Source organism: Streptomyces hawaiiensis (assembly GCF_004803895.1).
Classification (GTDB): Bacteria; Actinomycetota; Actinomycetes; order Streptomycetales; family Streptomycetaceae; genus Streptomyces; species Streptomyces hawaiiensis.
The window spans coordinates 8,422,832-8,439,702 of the sequence record NZ_CP021978.1; the positions used below are offsets into that span (position 1 = coordinate 8,422,832).

General features: G+C 69.9%; 13 protein-coding genes and 1 pseudogene. 8 read left to right on the forward strand and 6 right to left on the reverse strand.

All coding sequences use genetic code 11. From position 1 onward, the window contains the following. Positions 1–85: 85 nt before the first annotated feature. Entirely contained in the window at positions 86–1,987 is a 1,902-nt protein-coding gene (locus CEB94_RS38215) for a rhamnogalacturonan lyase (protein ID WP_425472522.1), read from the reverse strand. Between the two features lie 442 nt (positions 1,988–2,429). Between CEB94_RS38215 and CEB94_RS38220 the strand changes: the two genes are divergently transcribed. The 8 genes and pseudogenes from CEB94_RS38220 to CEB94_RS38255 all read left to right on the forward strand — a co-directional run bounded on the left by CEB94_RS38220 (position 2,430) and on the right by CEB94_RS38255 (position 11,192). Continuing rightward, complete coding sequence (locus CEB94_RS38220; protein ID WP_175436509.1) at positions 2,430–3,485, forward strand: glycosyl hydrolase 53 family protein; 1,056 nt, start codon at positions 2,430–2,432, stop codon at positions 3,483–3,485. A 67-nt stretch (positions 3,486–3,552) separates the two neighbouring features. After that, on the forward strand, positions 3,553–4,629 hold the full coding sequence (locus CEB94_RS38225; protein WP_175436510.1) for a rhamnogalacturonan acetylesterase: 1,077 nt from the start codon (positions 3,553–3,555) through the stop codon (positions 4,627–4,629). Between the two features lie 37 nt (positions 4,630–4,666). After that, entirely contained in the window at positions 4,667–5,533 is an 867-nt protein-coding gene (locus CEB94_RS38230) for a GDSL-type esterase/lipase family protein (protein WP_175436511.1), read from the forward strand. A 111-nt stretch (positions 5,534–5,644) separates the two neighbouring features. After that, a pseudogene (locus CEB94_RS38235) lies at positions 5,645–6,352 on the forward strand (GNAT family N-acetyltransferase). A gap of 703 nt (positions 6,353–7,055) precedes the next feature. Then, entirely contained in the window at positions 7,056–7,940 is an 885-nt protein-coding gene (locus tag CEB94_RS38240; RefSeq protein WP_175436512.1) for a LysR family transcriptional regulator, read from the forward strand. Between the two features lie 73 nt (positions 7,941–8,013). Beyond that, a complete protein-coding gene (locus CEB94_RS38245) occupies positions 8,014–9,072 on the forward strand; it encodes a tartrate dehydrogenase (RefSeq protein ID WP_175436513.1) in 1,059 nt (352 codons plus the stop codon). A 171-nt stretch (positions 9,073–9,243) separates the two neighbouring features. Further along, a complete protein-coding gene (solA, locus tag CEB94_RS38250; RefSeq protein ID WP_175436514.1) occupies positions 9,244–10,395 on the forward strand; it encodes an N-methyl-L-tryptophan oxidase in 1,152 nt (383 codons plus the stop codon). 116 nt (positions 10,396–10,511) lie between these two features. Further along, on the forward strand, positions 10,512–11,192 hold the full coding sequence (locus tag CEB94_RS38255) for a haloacid dehalogenase type II (RefSeq protein WP_175436515.1): 681 nt from the start codon (positions 10,512–10,514) through the stop codon (positions 11,190–11,192). 388 nt (positions 11,193–11,580) lie between these two features. Here the strand turns inward: CEB94_RS38255 and CEB94_RS38260 are convergent, their stop codons facing one another. From CEB94_RS38260 to CEB94_RS38280, 5 genes are all read right to left on the reverse strand, one after another. After that, the gene (locus tag CEB94_RS38260) at positions 11,581–11,934 is read right to left on the reverse strand and encodes a cupin domain-containing protein (protein ID WP_175436516.1); all 354 of its coding nucleotides are present in this window, start codon (positions 11,932–11,934) and stop codon (positions 11,581–11,583) included. Positions 11,935–12,701: 767 nt separating this feature from the next. Further along, complete coding sequence (gene otnI / locus CEB94_RS38265) at positions 12,702–13,514, reverse strand: 2-oxo-tetronate isomerase (RefSeq protein WP_175436517.1); 813 nt, start codon at positions 13,512–13,514, stop codon at positions 12,702–12,704. 180 nt (positions 13,515–13,694) lie between these two features. Further along, complete coding sequence (locus tag CEB94_RS38270; protein ID WP_175436518.1) at positions 13,695–14,411, reverse strand: aspartate/glutamate racemase family protein; 717 nt, start codon at positions 14,409–14,411, stop codon at positions 13,695–13,697. A 154-nt stretch (positions 14,412–14,565) separates the two neighbouring features. Further along, positions 14,566–15,429 (reverse strand): class II fructose-bisphosphate aldolase, encoded by an 864-nt coding sequence (locus CEB94_RS38275; RefSeq protein ID WP_175436519.1) that lies wholly within the window; start codon positions 15,427–15,429, stop codon positions 14,566–14,568. Beyond that, positions 15,429–16,799: a four-carbon acid sugar kinase family protein gene (locus tag CEB94_RS38280; protein WP_246112043.1), complete on the reverse strand. Its 1,371-nt coding sequence runs from the start codon at positions 16,797–16,799 to the stop codon at positions 15,429–15,431. The genes CEB94_RS38275 and CEB94_RS38280 overlap by 1 nt, the downstream gene beginning before the upstream one ends. Positions 16,800–16,871 lie beyond the last annotated feature (72 nt).

Sequence of the window (16,871 nt, forward strand, 5' to 3'; positions counted from 1 at the left end):
CCGCGGTGCCGGTGGTTTCGCGAAGAACGGCTCGTACCCCCCCGGTGCCCAGGAGGGTACGAGCCTTGCGTCCACGGCCCTCGCGTCAGGGTGTGTAGACGGTGGGGCGCGGAGCCGTCGGCATGGCGTTGCCAATGAAGAAGCTCGGGTGCGGGGGCTGGTTGTAGGCGGTGTTCTGCCAGGCCAGCGCCGTGCGGTACTGGGTGTCGTGGAGCAGGGTCGTGATCTTCGTGCTGGTCTGGTTCGGGGTGGAGTAGATGCGCAGCGCCCTGTTGTCGCTCGTGCGCCAGACGACCTCTTCGCGCCAGTCGCCGAGGATGTCGCCGGACAGGGCCGGGGTGGACTTGGTGCCGTTGGTGGAGGCGACGCCGGAGCCGGTCAGCAGACGGGTGTCTCCGGACGTGCCGTACTTGTCGATGCGGGTGCCGTCGAGGAGCTCGCGGACGGGGTCGCCGTCCCACCAGGACAGGAAGTTGACGCTGGAGGGCTCCCGGCCCAGGGAGGCACCGGTGGCGGAGCGCAGGGTCGTGTCGGAGGCGGACCAGGCCTCGGCGCCCGCGCTGCCGGCGTAGATGTCGGCGGCGACGCCACGGCCGTTGTCGGAGCCCGACGCCGTCTGCCACAGCCTCGCACCCGTGCGGGCGTCGGCCATCCAGGAGCCGGGCTTGCTGGAGTCCTCCGAGACCTTGAAGTACTCCAGGCCCGGGCGGGACGGGTTGAGGTCGCCGACATGGCCGGCGTCGCCGTGGCCGAGCCTGGTGGTCCACAGGCCGCTGCCGTTGTCGTCCACCGTCATCGCGCCGTAGACGATCTCGTCCTTGCCGTCGGCGTCGACGTCGGCGACGGACAGGCTGTGGTTGCCCTGGCCGTCGTAGCCCTTGCCGCTGTTGGTGGAGGAGGTGGTGTCGAAGGTCCAGCGGCGGGTGAAGGCCCCGTTCCGCCAGTCCCAGGCCGCTATCACCGTGCGGGTGTAGTAGCCGCGCGCCATGATCAGGGAGGGGCGGGCGCCGTCGAGGTAGGCGGTGCCGGCGAGGAAGCGGTCGACGCGGTTGCCGTAGTTGTCGCCCCAGGAGGAGACGTTGCCGCGGCCCGGGACGTAGTCGACGCTCTGCATCGCCTTGCCCGTCCGGCCGTTGAACATCGTCAGGTACTCGGGCCCGGACAGGACGTATCCGCTGGAGTTGCGGTGGTCGGCGGAGGAGCTGCCGATGACCGCGCCGGTGCCGTCCCGGGTGCCCTCGGCGGTCTTCATGGCGACTTCGGCCTTGCCGTCACCGTCGTAGTCGTAGACCTGGAACTGCGTGTAGTGGGCGCCGGAGCGGATGTTGCGGCCCAGGTCGATACGCCACAGCCGGGTGCCGTCGAGCTTGATGCCGTCGACGACGGTGTTGCCGGTGTAGCCGGACTGGGAGTTGTCCTTGGCGTTGGTGGGCTGCCACTTCAGGACGAGGTCCAGGGCGCCGTCGCCGTCGAGGTCGCCGACGGAGGCGTCGTTGGCCTCGTAGGTGTAGGCCGAGTTCCCCGGAGCGGTACCGCCCGCGGGCGGGGAGATCGGCACGTCCTTGTAGCCCGTGCGGAACTGGACCGCGGACGCGGACGCGGCCTGCTCGCTGCCGTTGACCACGGCGCGCACCGTGTAGTCGGCCGAGGCCGCGCCGCCCGCGTCGAAGTAGTTCGTCGAGGCGGTGACGGGCGAGGAGTTGAGTCTGGTACCGCCACGGTAGACGTTGAACGACACGTCGTTCGGGTCGGTCGCCAGCCATCGCCATGACACCAGGTTTCCGCTGTCGGTGTGCACGCTGGTCAGTCCGCGGTCGAGCTTCTCGACCTGCCGTGCGGTCGCGGCGTGCGCGCTCTGCGGCAGTGCGACGAGCGCGGAGACGGCCAGTGCGGCAGCGCCGACGCAGCCGATGAACCGGCCGCCTGGCCGGTGGGGCGATCGCCACGGTCGTGGCGCGGTGGGGGGACGCCGGTGCGAGCCGGTCACAGTGGCCTCCGGGGCGTGGGGGGTATGGGAACGCTCCCATGGTGAGGGAGCGTAAGAAGGAGCTGATGCCTCGTCAAGGATTCTGTCCAGTCCACTGTTCGGCCCTGTTCGGATCCGTGAGTTTCTCCGTACCGATGGATTGACAGTCGGGCGGCGGGCCTTGAACACTGCGGGATGCGTCTCACGGTCAACTGTGGTCGAAGGCAGTCGAACTGGTTCGTCCGGCCAGTGAACTCATGTGTTGTGCACGGCAGTCAGTGGATCCCCGCACCTGCAACCTTCCCTTTCGAGGATGGAGCCTCTGGTGCCCGCTTAAACAGGTTGTGAACGCTCCCAGCGTGTGCAGGCGGATCGCCCCAGTCCCGGAAACTCCACCCCCCACAACCCGCTGCCCGCCGGCCGCGGCATCTCACGCGCGGCCGGCGGACAGGGAGGAGTGACCATGTCCCCGATCCCCGCTCCCATTCCCGCTCGGATCACCCGCCGGACGCTGCTCAAAGCCACCACCGCGACCGCCGGTGCGATCGCCGGAGCCGCCGCGCTCGCCGAACTCGAGACGCCGGCCCACGCTGCCGCCGGGTTCGTCAAGGGCGTCGACATCAGCTGGGTGCCGCAGATGGAGGCGCGCGGCTACTCCTGGAGGAACGCGAGCGGGCAGACGCAGGACCTGCTGCCCCTTCTGAAGGGGTACGGCATCACGGCGGTCCGGCTCCGTACGTTCGTCAACCCCTCCGGCGACCCGGCCAACGGGCACTGCGCCATCGGCGAGGTCGCCGCCTTCGCCAAGCGGGTCAAGGCCGCCGGCATGTCGATCATGCTGGACTACATGTTCGGCGACACCTGGAACTCCGTCGGGGTGCAGAACCCGCCCGCCGCCTGGCGGAACATGGGCTACAGCCAGATGCTCACCGCGATGAGCGGCTACGTGAACCAGACGATGACCGTCATGAAGAACAACGACGTGCTCCCCACCTGGGTGCAGATCGGCAACGAGATCAACAGCGGGATCTGCCGCCCCGTCGGCAGCGTCTCCAACCCGGCGCAGCTGACCGGCCTGCTCAACGCTGCCTACGCCCAGGTCAAGGCGGTCTCGCCGAACTCGACGGTGTGCATCCACGTGGCCCAGCCGCAGAAGTACGACGTGATGACGACGTTCTTCAGCCGCTACGCGGCGAACGGCGGCAAGTGGGACATGTCGGTGTTCTCCTCCTACGGCAGCGCCGACGTCGCCCCCGGGATCGTGGCGAACATGAAGAGGATCTCCGACGCCTACGGAAAACTGTTCCTGCAGAGCGAGTTCGGCGGTCGGGTGGACCGGGCTGCCTCCACCCGGGCCGCACTGGTCGCCTACACCAGGGCGCTGAAGGCCAACGGCGGACAGGGCATCTTCTACTGGGAGCCGGAGTGCATGTCCCCGTTCACCGGCTACGACATGGGCGCCTGGGACTCGTCCAGCAAGCGCCCCACCGTCATCATGGACGGCTTCACTCAGGCCTGAGCGGCGAGCCGTACGCCCCCACCCGTACAACCTTGTGGCGAAGGACGGACCCATGATTGTAATGAGCATGGCATCGAGGCGCCGTGGTGGACGCGGCGCCCAGCTGGGAGCGGCGGGCCTGCTGACCCTCGCGACTCTCGCCGGCACGGGCGCGGCCCACAGTGCCGCCGCCGCACCGCAGGCTCTGCCGGCCGGCTGCTCCGGCACCTCCTCCATCACCTGTCGTTACGCTGTCGCGCCGGGCAACTACGACGTGACGGTCTCCATCGGCGGCGCCTCCGCCGGGCAGACCGAGATGTGGGCCGAGGCCCGGCGTCTGATGCTCCCGGCGACGAGAACGGCGGCCGGAGCCGTCGCCACCTACTCGTTCACCGTCAACGTGCGCCAGCCGGAGGGGCAGCCCACCGGCCAGGGCGGCACCGGGAACCCCGGTCTGGACCTCCGGTTCACGGGTTCAGGCCCGCAGGTCTCGGCCGTCTCGGTGAAACCGGCCTCGCAGCCACTGGTCGCCTACCTGGCCGGCGACTCGACCGTGTGCGACCAGCCGGTGGCTCCGTACACCGGCTGGGGGCAGATGATCACGCCCTCGCTACGTCCCGGCGCGGTCATCGCCAACTACGGCGACTCGGGGGAGAGTTCGGGCAGCTTCCTCAGCAACTCGGCGCTCTTGCCCGCACTGCTGGCCAAGGTCAAGGTGAACGATCCGGTCTTCATCCAGTTCGGCCACAACGACAAGCAGACCAGCGCGTCCGCCTACCGGAACAACCTCACCACCATGATCTCGCGGGTCCGCGCCAAGGGCGGTGTTCCGGTCCTGGTGACGCCACCGGTCCGCAGACTGTTCGACGGCAACCGGCTCACGCCCACGGCACTGCACGTCAACGGCGTCAACGTGAACCTGCCCGCCGAGATGCGCGCGGTCGGCACGGCCCAGCGGGTTCCGGTGGTCGACCTGACCGCCCGGAGCAAGGCGCTGGTCGAATCCCTCGGACCGTCCGCCTCCGCACAGCTCTTTCTGCGCTCCTCCGTCGACGGCGTCACGGACAACACCCACTTCTCGCAGTACGGCGCGACCCAGATGGGCGCCCTGCTGCTCCGGAGCATCCGGGAGCAGAACCTGCCCCTCGCCGCCCACCTGCGCTGACCGACGTACGACGGAGCCCGCCCCTGGGAGGGAACAGATGAAGAACCTACGGACCGTCATCACCACCGCGCTGGTGATCGCCCTGTCGAGCCTCGGACTCAGTGCCGCCTCCGCGGCCGACAGCACCGCGACGCGCTGCGCCGGCACCGCGGGCGCCGCGGCACCGGCGCCCCGAGCGGCCGCCCAGCCGGTCACCGTGTGGCTGGCCGGCGACTCGACCATGGCCAACCCGGGCTCCGCCCGCTGCCCGGTCGGCTGGGGCAGCCAGTTCGACGCCCTGTTCAACGCCGACGTCACCGTCAGGAACCAGGCCGTGGGAGGCCGCAGTATCCAGACATGGCTGTACGAGGGGAACGTCAGCGGCACCAAGGGCTCGGACGGCGAGTGCCGCCTCACCTCGAACTCGTACTCCTCACGCTGGCAGGCGATGCTGAACGCGAGCACCGGGATGAAGGCCGGCGACTACCTGTTCATCCAGTTCGGCATCAACGACTCCTCCTCGACCTGCCCCCGGCACGTCGGCCCCGCCCGCTACCGGCAGTTGATGACCACGATGGTGCAGGCCGCCCTGGCCCGGGGAGCGCACCCGGTGCTGCTCACCCCGGTGGCCGCGATCACCTGTTCCGGAAGCACGGCGACGAAGAACCGCGGCTTCGTGAACGAGACCTTCGCCGTCGGATCCGCCACCAGGGCGCCGGTCGTCGACCTGCAGTCGCTGAGCGTCTCGCTCTACAACAGCCTGCGCTTCTGCCCGCACAACGGCGACTTCGGATCGGGCCCCGTCGGCGCGTTCTTCTGCAACGACCGCACCCACTTCGAGACCTACGGTGCGCAGCGCATCGCCTCACTCGTCGCCGGGGACGTGCGCAGGCAGAACCTCGCGCTCGCCGCCTATCTCAGGTAGCGCCGGGATCCGGTCACGAGGGGCTGACTAGCATGGCTGCCGGCATCCGAAGACGCCGCGTCGGCCTCCTGGCCGGTCGGCACCGGCAGAGGGCAGGAAGGGCGCAACACGATGACGGGGCTCCGCGACGCCGTCGCACTCGACGACCCGGTGGGCGAGTCGCTCCGCGGGCACCACGCACACCTCGCCCGCCGGCTCGGCGGCGCTGTCACCTACATACCCGGAGTCGCGACCTTCTCCGCGGTATCCGACGAGCCGGGCCCGGAGGCATGGGCCGACCTGGCCAAGCTGCTGGGGCCGGGCGAGTTCGCCGACATGTTCAGCTGCCCGGTGATGCCGCCGTCGCACTGGGAACCGGTCTTCGTCCTCGAGGGCCGCCAGATGATCTGGGCCGGCGACAGCGGCCCGGATCCCTCTCGTGCCGAGTTCGACTCCGGCGTGGTCGAACTCGGCGTGGAGAGCGTGCCCGAGATGCTCGACCTCGTCGAGCGGACCCGGCCGGGGCCCTTCTAGCCCCGCACACACGAGCTCGGCACCTACCTCGGCATCCGCGACGGCGGCAGGCTGGTGGCGATGGCGGGAGAGCGGCTGAGGCCTCCCGGATGGACCGAGATCAGCGCAGTCTGCACCGCCCCCGAGGCACGCGGACAGGGCCATGCGGTCCGCCTGCTGCGCGCGCTGGCCGCACGCATCGTGGCGCGCGGCGAACGCCCCTTCCTGCACGTGGCCGAGGCGAACAGCGGCGCGCTCGCGCTCTACGAGCGGCTCGGCTTCGAGACCCGCAAGCACGTGACGTTCCGCGGGTTCCGCACCCCGTGAGACGTCGGGTCCGCCCGCCCGGTGGACCATTGACCGTGGACGACGCCGTCGCCGTGGCGGAAGCACGGATCCGGCGGGAAACATAGCGGCGCACACCGAGCACCTCGTCGTGGAGCACGCAGCCGCACAGCCGCCGCGTACGCGTACGGCCGGCGAGCGGTCGACGAGGCCTGGTGCGTCTTCTCCGTCACCAAAAGCGTGCTGTCCTCGCTCGTCGGGTGTGCGGTCAGGGACGGCCGGCTGGAACTCGGAGCCGCCCTCGGCGAGTTGCCGGCCGCTCGTGCGCTGGACCAGGACCTCCAGGACCGCGCCGAGCGCCGTATCTTCGGTCCGCTGGGCGTCACCCGCCCGCACTGGCGCCATCAGCGCGGCCGTACGGCGGCCTTCGCTCAAGGCGGCCCTTCCGCTCGCGCCCTTCGATCGCGGACCGCAGCCAGATCTCCCGCTCGAAGACCAAGTGCCCCTACGTCCCGCCGGGCGGCACGGGAACGGAGTCGTGCCTGTTTTCGAACCTTGGGCCTGGGACGGCTGCGACTGAGCGCCGCAGCCATTTCATTGAGTGCTTCGGTGAGCTGTGAGCGCGCATCCGTGACGATTGCGGCCGGTGCGTCGGCGGTCCGTACTTCGTCGAGGCGATCCTTCACGCAACCATGGTCGGGACCATGTGAGTCGTCGGTTGATCTCTTGAGGGGCAGAGGCGCGTATGGACATTCGGCAGCTGGAGTACTTCCTTGCGATTGTCGATCGTGGGGGGTTCAACCGTGCGGCCTCGGCTCTGTACGTGTCGCAGCCGTCGCTGTCGCAGGCCGTGCGGGCACTGGAGCGTGATCTCGGCTCCGAGCTCTTCCATCGCATTGGGCGCAGAGCAGTGCTGACGGAGGCCGGAAGGGCCCTGATCGAGCCTGCCCGGGAGGCCGTGCGGAGTCTGGAGACGGCGCGGGCGAGTGTCGCGGCGGTGCATGAGCTGCGTGAGGGGCGCCTGGACATGGCGTCGATGCCGTCGCAGGCGGTGGAGCCGCTGACGACCTTGGTGAGTGCCTTCAGTCACCGGTATCCCGGCGTCTCTGTGGCCATCCATGCGGTGTTCACATCGCGTGATGTGATCGACATGGTGCGCACCGGGGCCGTGGAGTTGGGGCTCCTGGCGTCCGCGGGTCCGGTCTCCGACAAGGAGGTCGTCTCACATGCGCTGGGGCGGCAGCGTTTTGTGCTGGTGGTGCCGGCCGACGGCCCGTTCTCCGGTCGGACGGCGGTGGAGTGCCGGGAGCTCGCGGGACAGCGACTGATCGTCGGGCAGTCGGGCACCGGGATGCGCGCCTACGTCGACGCGCTGCGGGAGCAGGGCATCGAGTTCACGGTCGCCGCGGAGACCGAGCACCGGGTGTCGCTCATGCCCCTGGTACTGGCCGGGGTCGGGCTCGCGGTGGTCACGGATGCCTGGCGGGACCTCGCCCGGCGACTGGGCGCCCGCGTCCTGGACATCGAGCCGGAGACCACCTTGGACATCGCCCTCGTCAGCCGCCGCGGCAGCCTGTCGCCCGCGGCCGCCGCGTTCGTCACGGCCGCGACCTCGGCAGGCCATAGCTGATAGGCACCGCTTATAAGGGAGATCCGCTTTGCGTCTTGGACGCCTCACGGACCGCCTTGTTGCAATCAACGGCATGACGACGAACCACCGCATTGCCCTGATCCCCGGCGACGGCATCGGCGCCGAGGTACTGCCCCCGGCGCAGCTGGTGCTCGATGTTCTCGGCCGCCGCCACGGCTTCAGCCTGTCCTACACCTCGTACGACTGGTCGTGCGAGCGGTACCTTCGGGAGGGCGCCATGATGCCCGCCGACGGGATCGACCAGCTGCGCGACAAGGACGCGATCCTGCTGGGCGCGGTGGGATACCCGGGGGTGCCCGACCATGTCTCGCTGTGGGGGCTGCTGATCCCCATCCGGCGCAGCTTCCGCCAGTACGTCAATCTCCGGCCCATCCGTGTCTTCGAAGGCATCGAAAGCCCGGTGCGCGGTGCCCGGCCGGGCGAGGTCGACTTCGTTGTCGTGCGCGAGAACATGGAAGGCGAGTACAGCGAGGTCGGCGGCCGGCTCAACAGCGGCTTCCCGGACGAGATCGCCGTACAGGAGGCCGTGTTCACCCGGGCCGGCGTCACTCGCGTGCTGGACTACGCCTTCACGCTCGCCTCCCGGCGTGGCGGCCGCCTGACCTCCGCGACCAAGTCGAACGGCATCGTGCACACCATGCCGTTCTGGGACCAGCTCGTCGCCGAGCGGGCCGCCTCGTTCCCGCAGGTCGCCTGGGACCAGGAGCACATCGACGCGCTCGCGGCCAAGTTCGTCCTCGAGCCGGCCCGCTTCGACGTCGTCGTCGCCTCCAACCTGTTTGGCGACATCCTCAGCGACCTCGCGGCCGCGGTCGCCGGATCCATCGGCGTCGCCCCGGCGGCCAACCTCAACCCCGAGCGGGACTTCCCCTCGATGTTCGAGCCGGTGCACGGCTCCGCGCCCGACATCGCGGGCCAGGGCATCGCCAACCCGCTGGGCGCGATCTGGTCCGCGGCCATGATGCTCGACCACCTCGGCCATCCCGCCGCGGCCAAGGACATCACGGACGCGATCACGTCGGTCCTGGCCAAGACCGACGCCCGCACCCGTGACTTGGGCGGAACCGCGACCACCGCCGAGTTCACCGACAAGCTGATCGAGCTCCTCTGAGCCGTCTCCCCTGCCTCAACGGGCAACAAAGCATGGTTTGACGTGCAGGTTTCCCGGGCGGAAAGTGAACTCCATCCCCAGCGGGGCCCGAACCGGAAAGTGCCCCACAGTGTCCGCACGGTGCCGGCGCCCGACTACCACCCAGACCACACCATCGAAAGGAGCGACCTCATGCGCATCCAGAAGCGTGTCGCCGTCATCGGTGCCGGCAGTATGGGCAGCCAGACCATGTGGCGTCTGGCCGCCCGCGGGGCCGAGGTCATCGGCTACGACCGGTACGCCCCGGGGCACGACCGTGGAGCGGCCGGGGGCGAGAGCCGCATGTTCCGAGCCGTCCACCTCGGCGACGCCAGATACACTCCGCTGCTGAAGCTCGCGGACGGGCTGTGGGAACAGCTCCAGGCGGAGACGAGCCGGTCGCTGCGACGCCGCAGCGGCTGCCTCGTGATGGGAGAGACCGCCTCACGGGACATGCAACTACTCCTCTCCGCCAGCGCCGCCCATGGTCTGGATCACGAGGTACTGGACCACGACGCCCTCGCCCGTCGCTACCCGCAGCATCGTCTCGCGGCCGGGCACACCGCCATCCTCGACCGGCAGGGCTCCATCATCAGGCCGGAGGCGTCGATCCAGGCCGCCGCGGGGCGTGCCGAGCAGCTGGGCGCCCGGCTGCACCGCCACACCCCGGTGCGGGAGATCGTCCCCGCGGCTGGAGGCGGCGTGCAGATCGTCACCGACCACGGCACGGACCACGTGGACGCCGCCGTGGTGACCGTGGGCCCCTGGATCAACACCCTGCTCCCGGACCTCCCACGGACCGTCGAGGTCCGCCGGGTGATCTGCTCCTGGCACCTGCCCACCCGCCACGACTGGTTCGCGGGCGGCGCTCCCGCCTTCTTGCGCGGCACACCCCACGACTGCTTCGGCATCCCGTCGCCCGACGGCATCTCCGTCAAGCTCGGTCTGTCCTTCAGGTACCACGCGTCGGTGCCCGAGCCCGAACGGCTCGACCGTACGGTCCGCCCCGAAGAACTCAACGTCTTCCACGAGCTCATCAGTGAACTCATGCCCGACCTGAACCCCGACCCCATCAGGACGTCGGCCTACATGGAGGGCTACACGAATCCGCCTGGTTCGCCGTCCGGGTACCCGCTCGTAGGCCATCTCCCCGGCGAGGACGACATCATCGTCATGGCCGGATTCTCCGGCAGCGGCTTCAAGTTCTCGCCCGCGATGGGCGAGATCGGCGCCGACCTGGCACTCGACGGCACCACGACGCACCCCATCGACTTCCTCGCTCCGGCAGGAGTCGGCGCCGCCTGACCCCCGGCGATTGTCGACGGCATCACCCTCCACCTGCACATCTCTGTCAGAGCATGTCCGAAAAGGGCCAGGCCGGCGGTAACCAGTTCCCCCAAACAAGAAAGCGGAGCACTTCCATGCCCATTCCCTCGTTCCAGTTCCGCCCGAAGTACGTCTCGTTCGACTGCTACGGCACGTTGATCGAGTGGCCGATGACCCCCATCACCCATGAACTCGTCGGCGACCAGATCCCGGCCGAGCAGTGGAACCAGTTCGTCAAGGAGTTCCGGGGCTACCGCTACGACCAGGTCCGCGGCGAGTACTACGCCTACGAGCAGGTGCTGCAGGACTCCTTCGAGCGGGTCTGCCGCAAGTGGGGTGTGAAGGCGGGCCCGGACGCGGGCAAGCGGCTCGCCGACGGCGTGCGCAGCTGGGGCCCGCACGCCGACATTCCCGAGCCGCTCAAGAAGATGGGCGAGAACTACAAGCTGGTCATCCTCTCCAACGCCGATGACTCCTTCCTCGAGGAGAGCGTGCCCCGGCTCGGGGCGGACTTCCACGCGGTCTACACGGCGGAACAGGCCGGCTACTACAAGCCCCGTTACGCCGCTTTCGAGTACATGCTCGACCAGCTCGACGCGTCTCCCGAGGACTTCGTGCACGTCTCCTCGCACACCCGCTACGACCTGATGCCGATGCACGACATGGGCTTCCGCAACCTGGTCCTCCTGGACCGCGGCTGCGACCCGGTCACCCACGGCTACGACTACGTGACGGTGAAGTCCCTGGACGAGCTCAACACCATGCTCGGCATCTGACGCGCGACGCACGCCCCCTCACCCGGCACATCGAGGGCCGGCCGTTGCGTACGTGGTGGACAAGCGGCGGGGGCACGTGGTCGACGAGACGCACCCCGCCTGAAGGCGAGTAGCACGCGCCCCGGCCGGTAGCTCCTACCGGCCGGGGCGCGTGCTACTCGCCTTTGCCGCTTGCGCGAGGCGCTGGAGGGCGCCTGCTGCCTGCGCGGCGACGCCGAGCAATACGGATGGGACCGGGCGGTAGCCGCCCGGTCCCATCGCCGCACAGTCCATCGCTGAGCCGGATTTCTGCCACTGCGTGGTCATCAGGGCATCGAGAGCAAGCGCCTTCTGGACAGGCTGCCCTCGCGAGAGGACTCGACGACGATCGTGCCCTGCGGCATCGGCGTTACGACACGATCAGGTAGATCTTGCGCACGGTTTCGATGGTCTTCCAGACACCGACGTAGCCCGGCTTCATGACAAAGCTGTCGCCTGCCTTGTAGACCACCGGCTCGCCGCCTTCCGGCGTGAGTTCGATGACGCCGGAGAGGATGTGGCAGAACTCGAAGGTCTCGCCCTTGATCGAGTGCGTCTCGCCGGGCGTGGCTTCCCAGACGCCCGTTTTGATCGTTTCCCCGCGGGCGGCGTCCTGGGCCCAGGTCTTGTAAGCCGGGTTGCCGGAGATCAGGCGCTCCGGCAGCGGGCCGGACTCGAGGGGGGCAAAGGAGGGGTCGGTATCGAGGGTCTTCAGAAGCGACATGCTTTTTCCTCTACTGGTTCTGGTAATCGCGCACACAGGGATCGGACATACCAAGCGTCACCGGGCCGAGTTCGACCAGGCTCATCGCGCATCTCGGACCAAGCCCTGACGGCTGCCGGCCACGGTGTCGGCGCGCAGCAGATCGGCGAGCGTCTCGGCGGGCAGCAGGCCATCGTCCTGAAGGAGTCAGGCCACGCATCGGCTGGTGGCGAGGGCTTCCATGGCGATGTCGACGGCCTCAGCGGACCCGATGTGTCCGGGTCGGGCGGTCACGGGGCCGGTAAAGCTCGCGACACCCGACCCAGCGCCTTCCAGGGGCGTGCCGATCACCGAAGGCGACCTGATGGGCGACCTCGGCAAGCACCGGATCGACCGCGCCCGGGCATGATGCTCGAACGGGCCTGCACCCCGGCGGCGTGGATGGTGCGACTGTTGCGGTCCACTGAGTATCTCCGCAGTCCCGCACGGAGCCGACGGGTGATCTGTCGGTTGCGGGCACGATATTCGGACATTGTGTCAAGCGGCGGCGCGCGGACCGTGTCCACGTCGGCGCTCATGCAGAGGTCGATATCGGCCTCGCATCCGGCCGGGAAAGCGGAGACGAGGTGGATCCCTGCGTCCACCGGCTCACCGAACACCCTGCGTCCACCGGCTCACCGAACACCTCGTCGAGGTGGCCGATCAGGTCGCCCCGCACGACATCCACGAGCGCGGTGCGGCGGCGACTTGTCGTCCCAGCAAGCCGAAGCCACCCGTGATGACGAACCTCATGCGCCTCCCCCTCGGTGGCTCCGGTAGTCGCTGAGCCAGCGGAGACCTTCGCTCGTGCCGGCGCGAGGGTGGTACTCGCAGCCGGTCCACCCGTCGAAGCCCAGCTCGTCGACGACGTCGAACAGGTGGTGGACGTCGAGCTCGCCCCGGTCGGGCTCGCCTCGGTCGGGGACGCCCGCGATCTGCAGATGACCGACCCGGCCGGTCGGCAGGTCGCGGCGCAGGGTCGCGGTGAGGTCGCCTTCGACGATCTGGCAGTGGTAGAGGTCGAGTTGCACCTTGAGATTCGAGGCTCCCACCTCCTGCACGACGGCGTGGGCCTCGGCCTGGGTGCTCAGGAAGTAGCCGGGCATGTCGCGGCCGTTGATCGGCTCGATGAGGATGTCGGCGCCCGCCGCGGCGGCCCGTTCCGCGGCCCAGTGCAAGTGGGTCAGGTAGGTGTCGCGGTGTTTGGCCCGCTCGGCCGGTGTCGCGTCCGGTCGGACCAGCCCGGCCATCAGGTGCACCCGCGGGCAGCCCAGCGCCGCAGCGTACTCCAGCGCCCGGTCGACCCCGGAACGCACCTCCGCCTCGCGTCCGGGCAGTGCCGCCACGCCGCGCTCCCCGGCCTCCCACGCTCCGGCAGGTGCGTTGAAGAGCACCTGCTCGAGGCCGTGGTCGTCGAGTCGGCGGCGCAGCTCGGCGGCCTCGTACGCATAGGGGAAGAGGTACTCGACGGCCTGGAAGCCGTCGGCCGAGGCCGCGGCGAAGCGGTCGAGGAAATCGTGCTCCTTGTACATCATGGTCAGGTTCGCTGCGAACCTCGGCATGCTGGCTCCTGTGGTCCGGCCGGGGACGGCCAGAGGCGGTGGTTGACGACGTGCTTCTCGGTGGTGAGCAGCGCTGCGGCTGCGACGACAAGGGCGATTCCCGAGACGTGCATCGGGATCACCGCGGTGCCGGTGGCGTCCTTGAGCGCGCCGGTCATCGGCCGGTCACGACGCCACGCCTCACGAAGACCGCATCTCTGTGGCATGGACAAGTGCAGCCGCCCGCTCGTGCAGTACACGCACCGCGTCCTCCGCTCCGCTGCGCGGGCTGGAGAGCACGGGCTTGCCGACGGCTTCGGCGATCGCGGGAGCCAGCCGTGCCATGGACGCCTGGGCCAGCACGATCGCGTCGACCTCCGTGGCCAGCGCCCGTGCCCCCTCCAGCACCATCGCGTCGTGGTTGTCGCGGTCACCGGACATCAGCACCGAGAAGGCGCCCTCGCAGAGCCGCTCCTGGACGCTGATGTCACGACCGGCCGCCCGTGCCTTCTCCTCGACGAGGGCACGGGTCGGCGGCAGCGTCGTGGGGACCGTCGCCAGGACGCCGACGGCGTCCGCGCTCTTGACCGCCGACGCGGTCATCGCGTCGTCGATCTTGACGATCGGGACGGAGACCAGGCGTCGGGCCACGTCGATGGCCGGACCGACCGAGGAGCAGGCGGAGAAGATGACGTCGGCCCCCGCGGACTCCGCGGCCTGGGCCAGGTGCAGCATGCGCTGCGTGCTGGCAGGTGAGACCTCACCGTCGCGCACCACGGCTGCGAGCACGTCGCTGTCGACGAAGTGCAGAACCTTGGTGTCCGGCGCGAGTTCCGCGAGGTACTCGTTGATGAGCGAATCGGGGTTGATGAACAGCAGGCTGGTGTGCAGCACGGCGATCGAGGGAGTGGTGGACATGGTGGCTCCAACAGGGTGCGGTATCGGCCCGCGTGCCGAGGAGGGCACGGGAGCGCGAGACAGAGCGGTGCGAACCGGGCGCAACGCGCACGGCCGGAAGGGCGTATGACGGTCTTGTGTGGGTTGCGGCGAGGGCAGCGGGGCTGAGTTCACGTCACGCGTTTCCCCCCTCGGCGCGGGGGCTCAGGCGGCCGATGACCTCCAGGGCGGCGTCCCGGACCGCGTCGCGGCCCGCCGCCCACAGCGAGACGACGTCGGAGCCGGGCAGCGCGGACGGGAGGGTCACGCGGACGGCCTCCAGACAGGCGCGGCGCAGTTCGGCGTTGACGTTGACCTTGGCGACGCCTCGGGCGAGGGCGCCGTGCAACTCCTCGACGGGCAGACCACTGGCGCCGTGCAGGACGAGCGGGACCGGTACGGACTCGTGGATCGCGGCCAGCCGCTCCAGGTCCAGGCGGACCGGGTGCCTGGTGAAGCCGTGGACGTTGCCGACGGCGACGGCGAGTGCGTCCACGCCCGTCGCGGCCACGAAACGGGCCGCTTGCTGCGGATCGGTCATCGCCGCGGCCTGCGCGACGGCGTCGGTGGAGACGTCCTCGTCGCCCGGCAGGGCACCGAGCTCGGCCTCCACCCAGGCACCGTGGTCACGAGCCCGCCGGACCGCTTCCTTCGTCAACGCGATGTTCTCGGAGAACGGCAGATGGGAGCCATCGACCATGACGGAGGTGTAGCCGGCCTCCAGACAGGCGGTGATCTCGTCCAGGTCCCGGCTGTGATCGAGGTGCACCCCGAGGCGGGCGGCGGAGCGTCCGGCCGCGTCCAGCGCCAGCCGCATCAGGGCGTCGCGCCCAGCGTGCTTGAAAGGGCTGGAGCCCGCCTGGATGACGACCGGCCGTCCGGTTGCCTCGGCGGCGGCCGTGATGCCCTGGACCGTCTCCAGGTTGTAGGCGACGAACCCGGGCAGTGCGTGACCGGCGGCCGCGGCCTCCTTCAGGGCATCGGTTCCGTGCAGCAGCATCAGGCACTCCTCAGCAGGTCAAGAGCGTCGGCGAGGGCGTCGGTGCCCCCGACGTTCCCGGCGAAGACGATGTAGGGGATGCCGGCGGCGGGGCCGTCCACGGGCTCCCAGAGCGAGACGATGCCGGGCAGCAGCGTGCCCCGGGCCCAGGCACGGCGGATCTCCAGTCCATGGGTGGCGGTGTCACTGGAGGTGATACCGCCCTTGGCGACGACGAAAGCGGGCCGCCGGGCGGCGTTGACCTGACGCACGGCCTCCACCAGCGCGGCGGAGACCCTGCGGGAGATCGCCAGGCTGTCGTCCGCGTCGGCACCCGTCACCAGCACGCGAGAGGTGCGGATAACGGCGTCCGCCGCGTCCAGGGCCCCGGCGGCCGCGGCCGCGACCTCGGCGACGTGGGCGTCACGCCGCTCCTCGTCGAGCAGCAGGGCCACGTCCAGCTCGTACTCGGCGATCCCGCCTCGCTCCCGCAGCCGGTCCAACTGCCGTGTCGTCAGGGCAACATGAGACCCCACGACGATGAGACCGTGCGGTGCGTCCCCGCGCAGCGGGCGCAGTTCGGCCGGGGTGAGCGGTGCCCGCGCCGCCTGTCCGGCGCGGGCCCTGACGAAGGACGGCCCGACCCGGTACAGCAGCCGCGTGCCGTTCTCCTCCGCCTCCGCGAGGGCCAGGGCGAGCACCCGCAGGTCGTCGTCGCACACCGCGTCGACCACGGCCGTGCGTCCGCCGCGCAGCGACGACAGCAGCCGCGCCGTGTGCGCCGGGCCCCCACCTCGCAGGTCGTCGAGGGTGACGCGCAGGACCTCGTCCGCGGGTGTGCGTCCGCCCGTCTTCTCCTCGACCCACTCGGGCAGCGACGAGCTGCGGTAGCCGAAGGTGGCGTCGCGGGCGAACTCGCTCTCGCCGACCGGGAGCAGCCCGTCGGCCGTCCGCATCCAGTGGTTGGAGCCGACGGTCAGCCGGCCCGCCTCGATGTAGGCGGGGACCAGTACCACTCCGTCCGGAGCTTTGCCGTCCAGCTCGGTCAGCTCTTCGGCGAGGACGTCGGTCTCCAGCGGGAAGTGGCCGCGCAGCGTCGAGTCCCCACGGCTGGCCAGGACGTAACCGGTGTCCTCGGCCGCCGACGCCGCGTGCAGGGCGCGGACCACCTCGCGGTTACGGGCGGCGGCGTCCTCGGGGGACAGGCTGCGGGTGTTGGTGAGGACGAAGAAGACGGCGCTGTCCTGGCGCAGCGCCCAGCACAGGTCGTCCACCGTCCAGGAGGTCAGGACGGGCACGTCGGCGACCGTCTGGGTGCCGGTCGGATCGTCGTCGAGGACGACGAGACGGGGGCCGCCGGTTACGCGGGCGGCCACTTCCGCGGCGCTCACCTCGTGGACTGGAGGCAGCCCTTCCAGCACCCCTGCCTCGGGGACGGGCCGCGTTTGGGCATGGAGGGGTAG

Excerpts from the sequence above, each read along its gene's own strand:
- CEB94_RS38225 (WP_175436510.1), top strand. The coding sequence starts at position 3,553 with ATGGCATCGAGGCGCCGTGGTGGACGCGGCGCCCAGCTGGGAGCGGCG.
- CEB94_RS38260 (WP_175436516.1), bottom strand. The coding sequence starts at position 11,934 with ATGTCGCTTCTGAAGACCCTCGATACCGACCCCTCCTTTGCCCCCCTC.
- CEB94_RS38220 (WP_175436509.1), top strand. The coding sequence starts at position 2,430 with ATGTCCCCGATCCCCGCTCCCATTCCCGCTCGGATCACCCGCCGGACG.
- CEB94_RS38275 (WP_175436519.1), bottom strand. The coding sequence starts at position 15,429 with ATGCTGCTGCACGGAACCGATGCCCTGAAGGAGGCCGCGGCCGCCGGT.
- CEB94_RS38230 (WP_175436511.1), top strand. The coding sequence starts at position 4,667 with ATGAAGAACCTACGGACCGTCATCACCACCGCGCTGGTGATCGCCCTG.
- CEB94_RS38240 (WP_175436512.1), top strand. The coding sequence starts at position 7,056 with ATGGACATTCGGCAGCTGGAGTACTTCCTTGCGATTGTCGATCGTGGG.
- otnI (WP_175436517.1), bottom strand. The coding sequence starts at position 13,514 with ATGCCGAGGTTCGCAGCGAACCTGACCATGATGTACAAGGAGCACGAT.
- CEB94_RS38270 (WP_175436518.1), bottom strand. The coding sequence starts at position 14,411 with ATGTCCACCACTCCCTCGATCGCCGTGCTGCACACCAGCCTGCTGTTC.
- CEB94_RS38245 (WP_175436513.1), top strand. The coding sequence starts at position 8,014 with ATGACGACGAACCACCGCATTGCCCTGATCCCCGGCGACGGCATCGGC.
- solA (WP_175436514.1), top strand. The coding sequence starts at position 9,244 with ATGCGCATCCAGAAGCGTGTCGCCGTCATCGGTGCCGGCAGTATGGGC.
- CEB94_RS38255 (WP_175436515.1), top strand. The coding sequence starts at position 10,512 with ATGCCCATTCCCTCGTTCCAGTTCCGCCCGAAGTACGTCTCGTTCGAC.